We start from the raw sequence: 14,757 nt of genomic DNA, 5'->3' as shown, positions 1-14,757 counted from the left end.
AAGCGACTGTGGTCATCGAGGTCCGCGACGGGGTCGCCGTCGTCGACGGCGTGCCGCGGGTGCTCGTCACCGCCGACTATCCGTACTACCGCGACGATCCGGCCGTGTGGGCGGACCGCCTGCGTGCCGTACGGGACGGGCTCGGGATCGAGGTGATCACCTGCTACCTGCCCTGGCGGCACCACCAGCCGGAGGCGGGCACGGCGCCCGACTTCACCGGCCTGACCCATCCGGCCAGGGACGTCATCGGCTTCCTGGCGCTCTGCCACGAGCTGGGCCTGCGGGTGATCGCCAAGCCGGGCCCGTTCATCCACGCCGAGGTCAACTACGGCGGGCTGCCCGACTGGGTGTGCCCCGACGCGGATCCCGCGTTCGAGGCGCTGCTGGACGCGTCAGGCGCACCCTCGCGCTGGGCGGACGCCGCCGCCCCCGAGGGCAGGCCGCTGCCGGCGCCGCTGGCTCCCGCGTTCCTGGCCAGGGCCACCGAGTGGCTGTCGGCCGTGGGCAAGGAGGTGCTGGACGGGGCCGAGGCGGTGATCGCGCTGCAGATCGCCAACGAGGGCGTCTACACCAGCGGCGCGCTGCCGCTGACGGCCTACGACTACAGCCCCTCGGGGGTGGCGTTCTACCGCGACCGCCTGCGGGCCTGGTACGGGACGCCGCAGGCGTACAACGCGGCGCACGGCACCCGCCACGGCGGCTGGGCGGACATCGAGCCCCCGGCTCCCGCCTCCGGCCCGCTCGCCAAGGCCGACTGGGGGCGCTGCCACGCGGAGTACCTGGCCGAGGTGTACCGCGTCTGGACGCAGGCCGCCGGCTCCGGCCTGCCGGTCCTGGTCAACCTCAACCCGCCGACCGTGCCCGAGCTGGACGACTGGCTGGCCAGGGTCAGGCCGGAGCTGTGGGGCGAGATCTCCTACGGGTTCACCAACTGGATGGGCGTCGTGTCGGCCGACCGCGACGCGCACGCCCGCTACGTCATCGCCGCCAAGCGCGCGCCCGGGCCGAACCTGGAGGAGAACTGGAGCTTCTCCGAGCTCTACGACCCCGCCTACATCGACGGGGCGACCAGCTTCCACCAGTCGCTGCTGGCGCTGGCGGCGGGCGCCACCGGGTTCAACGTCTACACCGGGGTGGCCACGTCGGGCTGGCCGCCGGAGCTGGACGCCGCCCACGCGGGGCCGTACCCGGACTGCCCGCCCATCGACGCGGGCGGCAGGGCGACGGGGAAGGCGCCGGTGGTGCGGGCGCTGGCGGGCTTCTTCGCCGTGCACGGTGCGGAGTTCCTGGAGTGCGAGCCGGTCCGCCGGGACGCGTTCGGCCTGTACCTCCCGTACGCCGGGATCGCCGCCCTGTCCAAGGGCTCCGAGGGGCCCGGGTGCGGGCGGGCGCTGCGGGCCTTCCACGAGCGCATGCGGGCCGGAGGGCTGGACTACGGGCTGGTCGAGCTGGAGAGCGTGACGGCTCGGGAGCTGGCCGCCTACCGGTCGGTCACGGTGCCCGGCGGGCCGTTCATGCACCGGCGCGTGCAGGAGCTGCTGGCCGCGTACGCGCGGGCGGGCGGGCGGGTGCTGGTGGACGGCCCGGTGCCCGCGCTGGACGAGCGGATGGCCCCCTGCGAGCTGATCACGCCGTCCGCTCCCCCGCCCGCCGCAGGCGAGAGCCTCGTCCTGTACGGCGACGCCGACGCGTACCTGCGCAGCCATCCGACCCGGGATGTGCACTACCTCGTCGTGCTCGTCCAGTCGGGCAACGAGGGGCCGATCGGGCTGCGAACCCCGTACGGGACCGTCGAGGTGGTCGCCGCGCAGGGCGGCGGCGCGGTGCTGCGCCTGGCCGGCGGGCAGGTCGGCGACCTCGTGATCAGAGGGCTCAACGCCTACCTCGACTGCGCAGTGGAGGCCGGCGTGCGCCTCAACGGGGTGCGCACCGGCGCCTCCGGGCCCGGCGACCTCGTCCGGATCAACGGCCGACTTGTCTAGACGAAAACAGGAAACGCATCGACAAAAAGGCACGGTATTTCGCCGCCGGTGTCGTCGCTCTGCTCCTTCGCACGGGGACCCGCCCGCGGAGAGGAGATCGCCATGGCATCAGGAGAGTTCCAGGTGATGAAGGTGCCGGCCGAGCAACTGGCCGGTGTCCTTCACGGCCAGGTTGTCGATCCCGGTGCCCAGCCCACCCACGTGGTGCACCGGGACGAGGGTTGGACGGTGGACGTGAGCTGGGAGGTCACCGGCGAACTCGTCGACTGGCTGGCGGGGCGCTGGCAGTTGGAGATCATCGCCGACCTGACCGGCGGTGGCGAGACCAGGCATCCGTCACCACCGGTGGAGCTGACCTTCACCCCTGGCTCGGGCCGATATACCGCCTCGATCCCCATGCGCGGCCAGCTCGCCCCCGGAATCTATGACCTGGTGGTCAACCTCACCACGACGACGGCCGCGGGCACCGCGGGGGCGCTCGGCGGATTCGTGGTGATCAGCAGGCTGACGGTCAAGGAGTGAGGCCCCCTCCCCCGGCCCGCCGGGGGAGGCCGATGATCGTACTGCAAGCACCCCGCAAGCGGTGCCTCCTAAGCTCTGGCCCGCGGCCACTGGGGAGACACAGGCCGCCGGACTGTATCTGACGCCGACGGGGGCGCTCTAATCTCCGTGAGCCCTCCGCCAGGCGACGGGACCAGCAAACGGGAGACTCCATGTCCGACACTCCGATGACCGCGGATGACGTGCTGCGCATCGCGGCCTACAAGGACCGGAGCGCGGCACTCGAAGCCATGGTCATCGCCTACAGCTACCACCGCGTGGCCGGGGACCTCGCGGTGCGCCTGGGCCGGGAGGCCAACAACTGGTACTGCTACGCCACCTGGACCTCCAAGGCGGTCGGCGAGAGCCTCGACCTCGGCCCGAAGTCGCCGTTCATCGAGGACTTCGGCCGCCGCCTGCGCGTGCCGCAGCGCTTCAAACGGCTGTTCAGAGCCGCGCTGCTCACCCTGCTCGGGCCCAGCTACCAGCTCGGCCTCGCGCTGGCCAACCGCGCCATCTTCCTGGAGACGGCCAGCCTCGCGGTCAACCTGTGGAACGACGAGCCCGACCGCTTCCTGAAGGTCAGCCCCGAGTCGGACCTGACGCCGACACCGCCGGAGTTCCTGACGGACCTGCTGTCCCCGGCCGACCCGCGCTACCTCAAGGACGCCGCGCAGCTCATGGTGGAGGCGGCCAAGACCGAGGACAGGGCGGCGCGGGCGGAGCTGATGCTGGGCGCCAACATCGCGCTGTCGGCCTACGAGCAGGCCCGCGCGCAGGCGGCGCTGGAGCTGGTGCTCTACCGGCCGGTCCGCTGGCTGACCCGGGTGTCGTGGCGGTCGCTGCGCTCCCTGGTCACGCGCAAGCCGTTCGCCAGGTTCAAGCTGTACGCGGCGAGCCACGCCGACCAGCCCTGGCTGACCCGCAAGCTGGAGGACCTGTGGTCCTCGCTCTACACCCGCCACCTGTTCGCCGTCGCGACGCCGCTCAGCGACGTCAAGGTCGGCAAGCCGCTGACGGCTCCCGCGGGCGTGGACCTGGCCGAGGCGTGGGCGCCGATCCAGAACGAGAAGGTGCGCAAGCTCGCCGAGGAGTTCATCACCGAGGACCAGGAGGCGTCCACGGCCGGGGTGACCGACTGGGTGTCCTACCCCGACCGCATGCGCTTCATCGTCAGCTACTTCCGCGTCTACCAGCGCGTGGACGCGCTCTACCGGGTGCCGTTCGACCAGAGGATCGCCGACGGGCTGGCCGAGGAGATGGCGCGGGGGCTCGTCCCCGAGGCCGTCAGCGGCATGCCCGCGCTACGCGGCAGGAAGTTCTACGCCTTTCCGACGGAGACCGATCCGGACGCGTACGAGATGGCGCACTTCGACTTCGAGCCGTTCCTGGAGGCGATCCCGCTTGACCGTTGAGTAGCCCTCAGTCCAGGAAGTCGCGAGTGATCTCGCGGGCCTGAAGCAGCCCGCGGAGCCTCGCGAAGGTGCGGGCTCGGGTGGGCCCGATGCTCCCGACCGGCCTGCCCAGCCTGCGCGCGACGTCCACGTAGTGGGGCTCGGAGGTTTCCGTGAGCGCTCTGAACAGGACCCGCTGCGCTGCCGGCAGCTCCTCGACCAGCTCTTCGAGCGTGCCGGCCAGCCAGATCCTGGCCAGTTCCCTGTCCACGTCGTCCGTGCTGCCCAGCGAGTCGAGGTCGGGCGTGCAGATCTCCTTCGTGCGCTTGGTGAGCTTGAGGCACTCGCGGAAGGCGATCGTGGCCAGCCAGCCCGGCATGCGGTGGCCGTCCTCGACGCTGCCCAGGTTCTGCCAGGCGAGCATCCAGGTCGTCTGGAGCACGTCCTGGGCGTCCTCGTGGCTGAGCCTGAAGCGGCGGATGCGGGCCTTCAGCATCGGGCTGAACTCCTCGACGAGCTGCTCCCACGCCCAGGCGTCGCCCTCGCGGGCGGCGGACACCAGCTCGGCGGTGTCGGGACGGGTGTCGGGGCGGGTGCCGAGCCGTTCCATGGTCTGCGCTTGCATGTCGTTCTCCCCGCCGGTCCGGTTTCTCGGGGGGCCAATTCCGGCCGGCTACCTCACCGTGCGACGGATGATCCGAAATGACTGTTCCGAAGGGAACAGTCCGGGTGTGGCCCTCGTCACATTCGGGAGATCGCCCGCCGCCTGCTGTCCGCTCGCGGAAGTCGGCCTAGAGTTCTTGCATGAACGCGCGCAGCGGGCTCCCGTACGAGGTCGAGCCGGTCGCAGCCGTGCTGGCGGAGATCCCGTTGTTCCAGGTGCTCGGGGAGAGCGGCATCAGGAGCACGGCGCGCGCGGGGGTGGCGCGCCGCTACCGGTCGGGGCAGATCATCTTCCATCAGGGGGACCCGGGAGAGTCGCTGTACGTGCTGCTCGACGGGCTGGTGAAGGTGGTCTTCACCACCGAGCACGGCGACGAGATCGTGCTGAACATGCTGAGGAGGGGCGACACGTTCGGCGAGATGGCGCTGCTGGACGGCTCGCCGCGCTCCGCCTCCATCGTGACCGCGCGGCCGTCCTGGGTGTTCGCGCTGCCCAGGGCGCGGCTGCTGGAGCTGATGCGGGAGCACCCGGGGCTGGCCGACGAGTTCCTGCGCCTGCTCGGCCGCATGGTGCGCAGGCTCACCGGCCAGGCCGCCGACCTGGCCTTCCTCGATCTCGGGGGTCGCCTGGCCAAGCTGCTGCTGCAACTGGCCGACAAGCACGGCCGGTCCGACGACGTGGTGGACCTGCCCGGGCTGACCCAGTCCGACCTCGCCGCGCTGATCGGCGCGTCGCGGCCCGCGGTCAACCGGGCGTTGCAGTCGCTGGTGTCGAGGAACCTCATCTCCGTCCAAGGGCGGACGATCACGCTGCTGGATGTCGCCGCCCTGCGGAAACGGGGCGGCCTCTGAACGAACTGGAGAGTACGGGGTAGATGAACGTCCATGACGAGCGCTGGCCGGAGGAGAGGTTCCGGCAGCTCAGGCAGCAGGCCGATCCTGACGTCGACAAGGTGGTGGCCGAGTACCTCCAGGCGCAGCCCGCGGGGACGGGCGCGCTGGAGCTGGTCAAGGCCGTGGTCGCGGAGCTGGGGGCGGCCAAGCGGGAGGCCAGGGCCCCCTCGGGCGAGCCACCGGCCTCGGAGATCTTCGACGCCCTCGATTTCACCAGGGACCTGCCCGAGTGGGGGGACGACCGGGAGCTGCTGGCCCGGGGGCAGGCCGTGTTCGCCGACTACGGGCTGTACCAGTCCGCGGCGCTGTTCTTCGCGTGCCTGCCGATGGCGTACGTGGAGGTGTCCAGCGCCAAGGTGCTGGCCGGCGTCTCCAACCTGGCCACGCACAGCCTCACCCGCCGGGTGGCGGAGACCGGCCAGATGCTGGTGGACGTGATGGGCCTGAAGGCCACCGACAGCCTGCAGCCGGGCCGCCCCGGGCACACGACGGCGATCGGGCTGCGGATCCTGCACTCGTTCGTGCGGGCCCTGGTCGAGGAGAAGTACGCCGACCACTGGGACACCGAGCAGTACGGCCCGCCGGTCAACCAGGAGCTGCTGCTGGCCACGCTCTTCGACTTCTCCGTCGTCACGTGGGAGGCGATGGAGACCATGGGCGTGGTGCTCAGCGACGACGAGCGCGCCGCCAACCTCTACACCTGGAGCGTCTTCGGCCACCTCATGGGCATCGAGGTCTGCCGCGACGGCCCCCTCACGCTCGCCGACGTCCAGCCGGTCAGCGCGCGCCTGGGCCGCCTGCTGGAGCCCAGCGACGAGGGGCGCCGCCTGATGGCCATGCTGCTGACGGAGATGGAGACGTTCATGCCGCTGGGCTGGCGCAAGATGCCGCGCAGCCTGGTGCACTGGATCTTCCAGGACGCCGAGCACGGCGTCCACCGGGTGCCCGAGCTGCTCGGCGTGCCCGCCGCCGCCTGGTGGTGCACGGCGCTGTTCGCCGCGGCACGCTCCGCCCACCGGCAGAAATGGCTGGCAGGGCCCGCGGGCGGTGTGGTTCGCTGGCTGGTACGGAAGGCCGGGCGGCACATCGTGATCGCCCTGATCGACCGCCACTCCGACGGGCAGGCGGCGTTCAGGATCCCCGACGAGCTGGCCCGCGCCTGGCGGATCAAGCAGTCGGCCCCCGCGGTCCGCACGCGCGCGCTCCGCCGCACCGTCCGCACGACGCTACGAGCGCCCGCGCAGGGGCGGAAAGGCCCGCGCTAGTGACTGGTCCGTATGAGCCCAGACGTGAGCCGGGCACGCTCACCACGGCGACCATCCTGTTCACCGACGTGGTCAGCTCCACCGCGCTGCGGATCAGGCTCGGCGAGGAGCGGGCCAACGTGGTCTTCCGCCGCCTCTACGAGCTCCTCCGCTCGGTCGTGACGGCCAGCGGATCCACCTTCACCAAGAGCCTGGGCGACGGGCTGATGGCCGTGTTCGACTCCGCGACGGCCGGGCTCGACGCGATCATCGCGGTGCAGCAGGCGGTGGCCGACGAGAACGAGCGCGCCCTGGAGAAGATCTCCATCAGGGCCGCGCTCGCCGCCGGCGACGTGTGCTGGGGGCACGACGACGTGAGCGGGCTGCCCACGGTGGAGGCCGCCCGGCTGGTCGCGGTGGCCGAAGGCGGGCAGGTGCTCTGCACCGACCTGGTCAGGCGGCTGGCGCAGGGGCGCAGCAGGCACGAGTTCAAGGATCTCGGGCGGCTGCCGGGCAAGGGGCTGCGCGAGCCGCTGCACACCTACGAGCTGCACTGGCAGAGCGCCGACCACCACCTCGGCGGCGGGCTGGCGCCGTGGCTGGACGACGCGGGGACGCTGCCCTTCGTCGGCCGCGAGGAGGAGCTGCGGGTGCTGGACGGGGAGCTGGCGGCGGCCGAGTTCGGCAGCGGGCTGGTGATCCTGGAGGGCGACCCGGGGGTCGGCAAGACGCGGCTGGCCTCCGAGGTGGCCAGGCGGGCGCTCAAGCGGCAGTTCACGGTGCTGGCGGGGCGGTGCACGGATCCGGCGCGCAAGGCGTACGAGCCGATCGCCGGGGCCGTGGAGCGGCTGGCCCGCACCTCGCCCGCGCTGCTGCTGCGGGCCGGGGTGGACCAGCAGTGCGGGCAGCTCGTCCGGCTGGCGCCGTCGCTGGCCGCGCCGCCGCTGTCGCTGGAGGTGCCGCCCGCCACCGAGCCCGTGTCCGAGCGCTACCATCTGATGGCCGCCGCCCGCACGCTGATCGAGCGGCTGGCCACCGTACGGCCGGTGCTGCTGATCATCGACGACCTGCAGTGGGCCACGCTGGAGTCGCTGCAGATGCTCAGCGCCCTCATGTGGGACGCCGACGCGCTGCCGCTGCTCGTGCTCGCCATGTCGCGGCCCGTCCCGGTCGAGTCGGCGCCGCCGCAGACGCTGCCCGAGCTGCACAAGCTCACCGCGGGCGCCCGCGTCGTGCAGGTGCCGTCGTTCGGGCTCGACGAGGTCTCCACCGCGCTGACGCAGGCGCGGGCGAGCAGCGACCCCGAGCGGCTGCACCGGATCACGGGCGGCAACGCGTTCCTGGTCAGCGAGGTGATCAGGGAGCTGGGGGCGGGCAAGGACCTCGACGCGCTGGCCGTGCCCGACTCGGTCACCCGCATGGTGACGGCCCGCCTGTCGCAGCTCCACCCCGACGCCAGGGACCTGGTCAGCCTGCTGGCCGTCGGCGAGCGCATGACCTCGGCGGAGCTGCGCCGCGGGCTCGGGCTCGACGAGGCCAGGTTCGTGGCCGCGGTGGAGGAGGCCATGGGCACCGGCCTGGTGACCATGCTCGACAACGGGTCCTGCCAGTTCTCCCACGAGCTGACCAGGGACGCGCTCTACGCCACGCTCTCGCCGCCGCGGGCCGCGCTGCTGCACGGGCGGGTGGCCGACGCGTTGTGCGAGACGGACCCGGCCGCGATGCGGGCACGCCCGTACGTGGTGGCCGCCCACCTGGTGGCCGCCGCCCAGCAGGGCCGCGACCCGGCCCGGGTGAGCGCGGCGGCGGACGCGGCCGTCCAGGCCGCCCAGCACGCGCTGGCCGGGCTGGCGCACCGCGAGGCCGTCACCTGGTACCAGCGGGTGCTCGACCTGCTGCAGGACTTCCCCGGCACCACGCTGGAGCGGCGCGCCGAGCTGCTGGTCGAGTGCGCCAGGGCGATGTGGCTGGCCGGGCATCCCGAGGCCAGGCGCACCCTGCTGGACGCCGCCGACCTGGCCAGGGAGTGCGAGCGGCACGACCTGCTCGTCACCGCGGCGCTCGGCGGCGACCGGGGCTCGGCCATCTCGGCCGCGCCCGACCGGGAGCGCATCGCGCTGCTGACCGAGGCCCGCAAGGTGGTCGACTCCACCGACGTCAGCACCAGGGCGCTGCTGGCCGCCCAGCTCGCCTCCGAGCTCATCTGGGCGCCCGACGGCGAGCGCCGCTTCGCGCTCAGCGACGAGGCGGTGGCGCTGGCCCGCAAGTCCGGCGACCCGCGCACGCTGGCGAGCGTGCTCGGCATGCGCAGCCTGACCATCATCCCGGCCGACCCGCTGCACCAGCGGCACCGCGACGGTGACGAGATGCTGGAGGCGGCCCGCAGGACGGGTGACGACCTGGCGCTGTTCCACGCGTACATGCAGCGCACTCCCCCGGTGCTCGACGGCGGCGACACCACCAGGGTGGCCATGCTGCTCGGGCAGGCCGACGAGCTGGCACGCCGGCTCGGGCAGCCGCACCTCACCTGGCTGATCGGCTACTCCAAGGCCGGCCTGACGCTCATGCAGGGCGACCTGGTGCAGGCCGAGGCGGAGGCGGAGTCGGCGCTGCGGCTCGGCTCAGAGATCGGCCGCCGCCTGGAGGCCATGGCGATCTACTCCGAGCAGATCCGCGAGATCAGGCGGCTGCAGGGGCGGCTGTGGGAGCTGCGCGACCGGCTGCGCCGCGCCGCGCAGCGCCCGCGCGTGGACCCGGTGCACGCGGTGCTGCGCTACCTGTGCGAGCTCGGCGACGAGGAGGCGGCGCCGCTGCTCGACCGCATCCTGGAGTACGGCGGCGCCGCGCCGCCGCGCAACATGGCGCACCGGTCCGCGCTCGACAACCTGGCCGTGGCCGCCGCCCGGCTGGGGCGGGCCGAGCTGGCCGGGCGGCTGTACGACTCGCTGGCCTCCGGCGGGGAGACGTTCGGGCACGGCGCGGTGGCCCACCACTGCGGGCACCACTACCTGGCCCACCTGTGCGTGGCGATGGGCGATCAGGCTCGGGCGGCCGAGCACTTCGAGGCCGCGGCCGAGGTGCACGAGCGGCGCGGGGTGCCGCTCATGCTCGCCGAGTCCCTGCTCGACTGGGCGGAACTGCTGGACTCGGGCGAGCTGGGCGGGCCCAAGCCGGCGGACCTGCGCGAGTGGTGCCGCTCGCTGCTGGCCGGGCGGGGCGCGCTGCTCCTGGACCGGCGCGCCACCACCTCCTAGCGCGGCGCGCGCCCGCCACCCGATGCGGGCGCGCCGCCGTCCAGCGCAGGGCGCGCCGCCGTCCCCCGGGGGCGCGCCGCCGCCGGGGCGGCGCGCCATCGTCCGGCGAGGCTGTTTAAGCAGGTCAGGGGCCGGGCAGCCCGTTCGAGTGATAGTGAGCGGCTACCCGCCGATCGGTTCGTACGCGTTCCTGTCCGACTGCCACACGGCGGCGCTGGTCGCTCCCGACGGCGCGGTGGAGTGGATGTGCGCCCCGCGCTTCGACGGCCCGAGCGTGTTCGCCAGGATCCTCGACCGGCGGCGCGGCGGGGCGTGGGAGCTGCACGTCGAGCAGGCGTCCGTGGCCGAGCGCGGCTACCTCGACGAGACGCTCGTGCTGCGCACGCGCTGGGAGGGCGCGCAGGGCTCGGTCGTCGTGCACGACTTCCTGGCCATGTCGCCGGCCGGGTCACCGGCCGGGTCACCGGCCGGGTCACCGGCCGGCGAGGGCGGCGGCATGAGTCCCGTACGCCTGCTGGTGCGGTGGGCCAGGTGCGAGCGCGGGCGCGCGGTCGTCAGGTCGCGGGTGCTGGCCAGACCGGACTACGGGGCGCGCGAGGCCCGCTGGACCGGCCGCGGCGGGGTGCTGGAGGAGGACTCGGGGCTGATCCTGGCCGGGGCGCCGGAGCCCGAGTCCCGCACCGTCCTGCGGGAGGGCGAGTCGCTGGCGCTCACGCTCGACTACACAGGTGCCGCGCCCAGCGGCCATCCCGGGCGGCTGCTGGAGGACACGGTGCGGTCCTGGCGGGCCTGGTCGGCCCGTTCCGGGTACGCGGGGATCGGGGCCAAGGAGGTGCGGCACAGCGCGATCGTGCTGCGCGGCCTGCTGTACGACGAGGGCGGCGGGCTGCTCGCGGCGCCCACGACGTCCCTGCCGGAGTGGCCGGGCGGGCCGCGCAACTGGGACTACCGCTACGTGTGGCACCGCGACGCCGCGCTGACCGTGCTGGCGCTGCTGCGGCTGGGCCACCGGGAGGAGGCGGGCGCCTACCTGGAGTGCCTGCTGCGGCAGTGCGGCGGCGACGCGGAACGGGTGCCGCCCATGGCCGCCATCGACGGCCGCCCGGTCGCCGGGGAACGCGTGCTCGGCCACCTGGAGGGGTACGCGGGCTCCCGCCCCGTACGGGTCGGCAACCACGCCTCCGGCCAGCACCAGCTCGACACCTACGGGCACATCATGGACGCGGCGCTGGCCTACCACGAGGTCACCGGCGAGCTGACCGGGCACGACACGTCCCGGCTCTGGCGGCTCGTCCGGCTGGCGCGCAAGCAGTGGCGCGAGCCCGACGCCGGGAACTGGGAGGTGCGCGGGGGGCCGCGCGCGTGGACGTACTCCAAGCTGTACGCCTGGGTGTGCTTCGACCGGGCGGTGCGGCTGGCGGAGCTGACCGGCGAGGACGGGCTGCCGCTCGACGAGTGGCGGGCCGAGCGCGACGCGGTGCGCGAGGACCTGCTGGCGCACGGCTACTCGCAGGACGCCGACGCCTTCGTGCAGTCGTACGGCTCGACGGCCGCGGACGCGTCGCTGCTGCGGGTGCCGCTGGTCGGGTTCCTCGACGGGCGGGACCCGCGGGTGCTGGGCACGCTCGACCACGTGCAGTCGCGGCTGGGCGAGGGCGGGGCGCTGCTGCACCGCTACGACCCCGAGGGCACGGCCGACGGGGTGGACGGGCCGGAGGGGGCGTTCCTGCTGTGCTCGTTCGAGATGGTGTCGGCGCTGGTGCTGGCCGGGCGGACGGCGGAGGCCCGCGACCGGTTCGAGACGTTGTGCGCGCGGGCCGAGCCTCTCGGCCTCTTCGCCGAGGAGATGGCTCCGGACGACGGGAGCATGCTGGGGAACTATCCGCAGGCGTTCACGCACCTGGCGCTGATCGAGGCGGCGCTCAACCTCGACGCGTCCGGCACCACGGACGAGCTGCACGACTGGGCCGCCCGGGGCGGCTGAAGGGTTCAATACCAGACCGAACAGGCATTACGCCCATCCGGGGCGGGCGGCCGGGCGCATCCTTGGACGGTCCTTCTCCCTCCAGTGGAGCCGCGCCATGGGATACCCATCGGATCCGCACCGCCAGCAGGAGGCCGCGTCGTTCGCGCCGCCGCCGCACGACCCGTACGGGCCCGGCCACCAGTACACGGCCGGCCCCGACCACCTCGCCGGCCCGCCGTACGGGTACGGGCCGCCGACCCCGCCCACCCGGCCGCGCCGCCGCCTGGCCCTCGTCCTGGCCCTGGCCATCGGCGTGCCGGTGGTGCTGCTCGGGGGCAGCGCGACGGCCTGGTTCGTGCTGATCGAGCCGGTCCGCGACTCGATCAGCTCGGCGTCCGCCTCGCCCGCGGACCCGCCCGCCTCGGCCGAGCAGCCCGCCGAGCCGGCCGCGCCGCCTTCCGACGAGCCTTCGGAGGGGACGGCGTCCAAGGGCGACGACGGCGACCCGCTCACCAGCAGGCCCGGCGGGACGGTGACGCTCGCGGGCATGGAGTCCGGCTCGAAGATGGCCGTGACGCTCAACGAGGTCTACCACGACGCGGCGCCGACGGCCGACAGCGCGCAGCCGAGGCCGGGCAACCGGCTGGCGGCGGTCCAGCTCACGCTGACCAACAAGGGGCGGGTCGTCTACAGCGACGCTCCCATGAACGGTGCGGTGATGATCGACTCGGGCTCGCAGCAGTATCCGTTCTCGATCAGCCGGGTGGAGCAGGGCCTGCCGTTCCACTGGATGACCTCGATCAAGCCGGGTGACAGCCTCAAGGGGACGGTGGTCTTCGAGGTGCCGGAGGACGCCGAGCTGGTGCGGTTCCAGTTCGCGCTGAACAGCGGGTACGCCCAGCAGCGCGGCGAGTGGGCCCTGCGCTGACGCGCTGATCGCCGTCGTCGGTCAGGTCTGACGGTCAGGTCTGACGGTCAGGTCTGACGGTCAGGTCTGACGATCCAGGCTCAGGGTCTGGCCCGCCTCGATGGCCACGCGCACGCTCCTGGCCAGGGTCTCCTCCAGGGCCGCGCCCTGCGTCTCCAGGGCGCGCATCCCCTCGTCGTCGTCGGTGTGCGCCAGCAGGGCGCGGTACTTGTCGTTGTTGTCCAGCGCCTCGCGGGCCCGCAGGGCGGCGTCGGCCTCCTGGACGCGGCGCGCGTACCGCTCGAGCTGCTCCACCCTGGCCGTCACGGACGCCTCGGAGCGGCGCAGCGCCTCCTGCTGCGGCTCCAGCACGGCCCTCAGCTCGGGGGTGACGAGGCCGCGCATGGCGCGGTCCTGCTCCTGGCGCAGGTGCGTCTGGACGCGCAGCAGCATCGCGATCTCCCAGATCTGCCGGGGCAGCAGCACCTCGTTGGCCAGCCCGTCCAGCAGGCGGTGGCGCATGGCCTGCGAGGTGTAGACGGACACCACGGCCCGCCTGGCGCGTTCCAGCAGGGCGCGGGCGGCCGGTGACAGCTCGGGGACGAGCACCAGCCGGTCGCGGAACGGCGCCCGCGAGACACGCAGCCTCGGGACGAACGAGTCGATGATCGTCAGGCGCTCCTCCTCGGTCAGGGCGGGGTCGGCGACGAAGTCGACCGTACGCCTGACGTGGTCGCGCTCCTGGGCCAGCCGCCGGTCCTCCTCGGCGGCCAGCGACCGGCGGCGCACCGTGTCCTGGGCGACGATGAACGCGCACAGGCCGACCAGCGCGACCAGCACCGAGAACACCGCGCCGACCGGCCCGGCGACCAGGTACAAGGCGAGGCAGGTCACCAGGACGGCCGCGCAGGACGCGACCGATAACAGCGCGTACAGGCAGCCCTTGGCCACGCCGTCCCCCTCTGAGCGAGTTCCCGAAGTGCCCTGAGAGTTCACAATAGCCCGCAATGTCGGGAAGATCACGGCATTGCGGGCGGTGTCGAATCAGCGCAGGTACGAGGCTCCGTTGAGGTCGAGCACGGCGCCGCTGGCCCATTCGGCGGCCGGCGAGGCCAGATACAGGACGGCCGCGGCGATCTCCTCCGGGCGCGCCACCCTGCCGAACGGGCTCTGGGCCCGGATGGCGTCGCCGCGCGGGGCCTTGAGGTGCTCGTTGGTCATGTCGGTCTCGACGAAGCCGGGGGCCACGGCGGCCACCGCAATGCCGCGCGGGGCCAGGGCGATGGCCAGCGACTGGCTCAGCGCGTTCATGCCCGCCTTGCTGGCGCCGTAGGCGGGGCTGTCGGGCTCGCCGCGGAACGCGCCGCGCGAGGAGACGTTGATGATCCGGGCGCCGGAGGACATGTGCCGCAGCGCGCACCAGGCGGCGTTGGCCGCGCCCAGCAGGTTCACGCCGAGGGTGCGCCGCCAGGCGTCCTGCCACTCCTCGTACGACGTCTCGGTGACGGGGTGGTGGAAGAACACGCCCGCGTTGTTCACCAGCACGTCGATCGCCCCGCCCAGCTCCCGGGCCGCCTCGTCCACCATGGTCCTGACGGCCTCGGGGTCGGCCAGGTCGGCCCGCACCACGGCATGCCCCTGGCCGGGCAGCTCGTGGAGGAGGTCTTCGGCCTCCTTGGCGGAGTCACGGTGATGGATCGCCACCCTGTCTCCCTGCGCGGCGAACGCCGCCGCGATCGCCCGTCCGATCCCTCGCGATGCCCCGGTGACAAGAACTCCACGTCCGCTCATTCACGGCACATTAGGGGATCGGCCGCGAACGGCATCATCCGGGGCATCCCGACCATCACCGCCTGAGCGTCTTCCGGTACGCCGGCTGGCGAGGCGGCGAAAAGTCGATCAAGCTGTTACGG

General features: G+C 73.2%; 11 protein-coding genes. 8 read left to right on the top strand and 3 right to left on the bottom strand.

The window, feature by feature from the left end:
• Positions 1 to 8: 8 nt before the first annotated feature.
• The 3 genes from HD593_RS17720 (at position 9) to HD593_RS17710 (ending at position 3,937) form a co-directional block, all read left to right on the top strand.
• Complete coding sequence (locus HD593_RS17720; RefSeq protein ID WP_185103200.1) at positions 9 to 1,982, top strand: beta-galactosidase; 1,974 nt, start codon at positions 9 to 11, stop codon at positions 1,980 to 1,982.
• 102 nt (positions 1,983 to 2,084) lie between these two features.
• Positions 2,085 to 2,504: a hypothetical protein gene (locus tag HD593_RS17715; protein WP_185103199.1), complete on the top strand. Its 420-nt coding sequence runs from the start codon at positions 2,085 to 2,087 to the stop codon at positions 2,502 to 2,504.
• Positions 2,505 to 2,695: 191 nt separating this feature from the next.
• Entirely contained in the window at positions 2,696 to 3,937 is a 1,242-nt protein-coding gene (locus HD593_RS17710; RefSeq protein WP_185103198.1) for a hypothetical protein, read from the top strand.
• 7 nt (positions 3,938 to 3,944) lie between these two features.
• Here the strand turns inward: HD593_RS17710 and HD593_RS17705 are convergent, their stop codons facing one another.
• The gene (locus HD593_RS17705) at positions 3,945 to 4,541 is read right to left on the bottom strand and encodes an RNA polymerase sigma factor (protein WP_185103197.1); all 597 of its coding nucleotides are present in this window, start codon (positions 4,539 to 4,541) and stop codon (positions 3,945 to 3,947) included.
• 179 nt (positions 4,542 to 4,720) lie between these two features.
• Here HD593_RS17705 and HD593_RS17700 point away from each other — a divergent pair, with 179 nt between their 5' ends.
• From HD593_RS17700 to HD593_RS17680, 5 genes are all read left to right on the top strand, one after another.
• Positions 4,721 to 5,431, top strand: coding sequence for a Crp/Fnr family transcriptional regulator (locus HD593_RS17700; protein WP_185103196.1), 711 nt, complete (start codon positions 4,721 to 4,723; stop codon positions 5,429 to 5,431).
• A gap of 23 nt (positions 5,432 to 5,454) precedes the next feature.
• On the top strand, positions 5,455 to 6,738 hold the full coding sequence (locus HD593_RS17695) for an oxygenase MpaB family protein (RefSeq protein WP_185103195.1): 1,284 nt from the start codon (positions 5,455 to 5,457) through the stop codon (positions 6,736 to 6,738).
• On the top strand, positions 6,738 to 9,971 hold the full coding sequence (locus tag HD593_RS63430) for an ATP-binding protein (protein ID WP_185103194.1): 3,234 nt from the start codon (positions 6,738 to 6,740) through the stop codon (positions 9,969 to 9,971). The genes HD593_RS17695 and HD593_RS63430 overlap by 1 nt, the downstream gene beginning before the upstream one ends.
• Positions 9,972 to 10,125: 154 nt before the next feature.
• Positions 10,126 to 11,955, top strand: coding sequence for a glycoside hydrolase family 15 protein (locus tag HD593_RS17685; protein WP_312903523.1), 1,830 nt, complete (start codon positions 10,126 to 10,128; stop codon positions 11,953 to 11,955).
• A gap of 97 nt (positions 11,956 to 12,052) precedes the next feature.
• Positions 12,053 to 12,865, top strand: coding sequence for a DUF4352 domain-containing protein (locus tag HD593_RS17680; RefSeq protein ID WP_185103192.1), 813 nt, complete (start codon positions 12,053 to 12,055; stop codon positions 12,863 to 12,865).
• Between the two features lie 60 nt (positions 12,866 to 12,925).
• Here the strand turns inward: HD593_RS17680 and HD593_RS17675 are convergent, their stop codons facing one another.
• Positions 12,926 to 13,795, bottom strand: coding sequence for a hypothetical protein (locus HD593_RS17675; protein ID WP_185103191.1), 870 nt, complete (start codon positions 13,793 to 13,795; stop codon positions 12,926 to 12,928).
• Between the two features lie 93 nt (positions 13,796 to 13,888).
• Entirely contained in the window at positions 13,889 to 14,635 is a 747-nt protein-coding gene (locus HD593_RS17670) for an SDR family NAD(P)-dependent oxidoreductase (RefSeq protein ID WP_185103190.1), read from the bottom strand.
• Positions 14,636 to 14,757: the final 122 nt, after the last annotated feature.

It is taken from the genome of Nonomuraea rubra, assembly GCF_014207985.1.
Classification (GTDB): Bacteria; Actinomycetota; Actinomycetes; order Streptosporangiales; family Streptosporangiaceae; genus Nonomuraea; species Nonomuraea rubra.
Note: the sequence above shows the minus strand (reverse complement) of the source record. Positions and strands in the feature narration are given on the sequence as shown.

Coding starts and splice junctions, on each gene's coding strand:
- HD593_RS17715 (WP_185103199.1), top strand. CDS start 2,085: ATGGCATCAGGAGAGTTCCAGGTGATGAAGGTGCCGGCCGAGCAACTG.
- HD593_RS17710 (WP_185103198.1), top strand. CDS start 2,696: ATGTCCGACACTCCGATGACCGCGGATGACGTGCTGCGCATCGCGGCC.
- HD593_RS17705 (WP_185103197.1), bottom strand. CDS start 4,541: ATGCAAGCGCAGACCATGGAACGGCTCGGCACCCGCCCCGACACCCGT.
- HD593_RS17700 (WP_185103196.1), top strand. CDS start 4,721: ATGAACGCGCGCAGCGGGCTCCCGTACGAGGTCGAGCCGGTCGCAGCC.
- HD593_RS17695 (WP_185103195.1), top strand. CDS start 5,455: ATGAACGTCCATGACGAGCGCTGGCCGGAGGAGAGGTTCCGGCAGCTC.
- HD593_RS17680 (WP_185103192.1), top strand. CDS start 12,053: ATGGGATACCCATCGGATCCGCACCGCCAGCAGGAGGCCGCGTCGTTC.
- HD593_RS17670 (WP_185103190.1), bottom strand. CDS start 14,635: ATGAGCGGACGTGGAGTTCTTGTCACCGGGGCATCGCGAGGGATCGGA.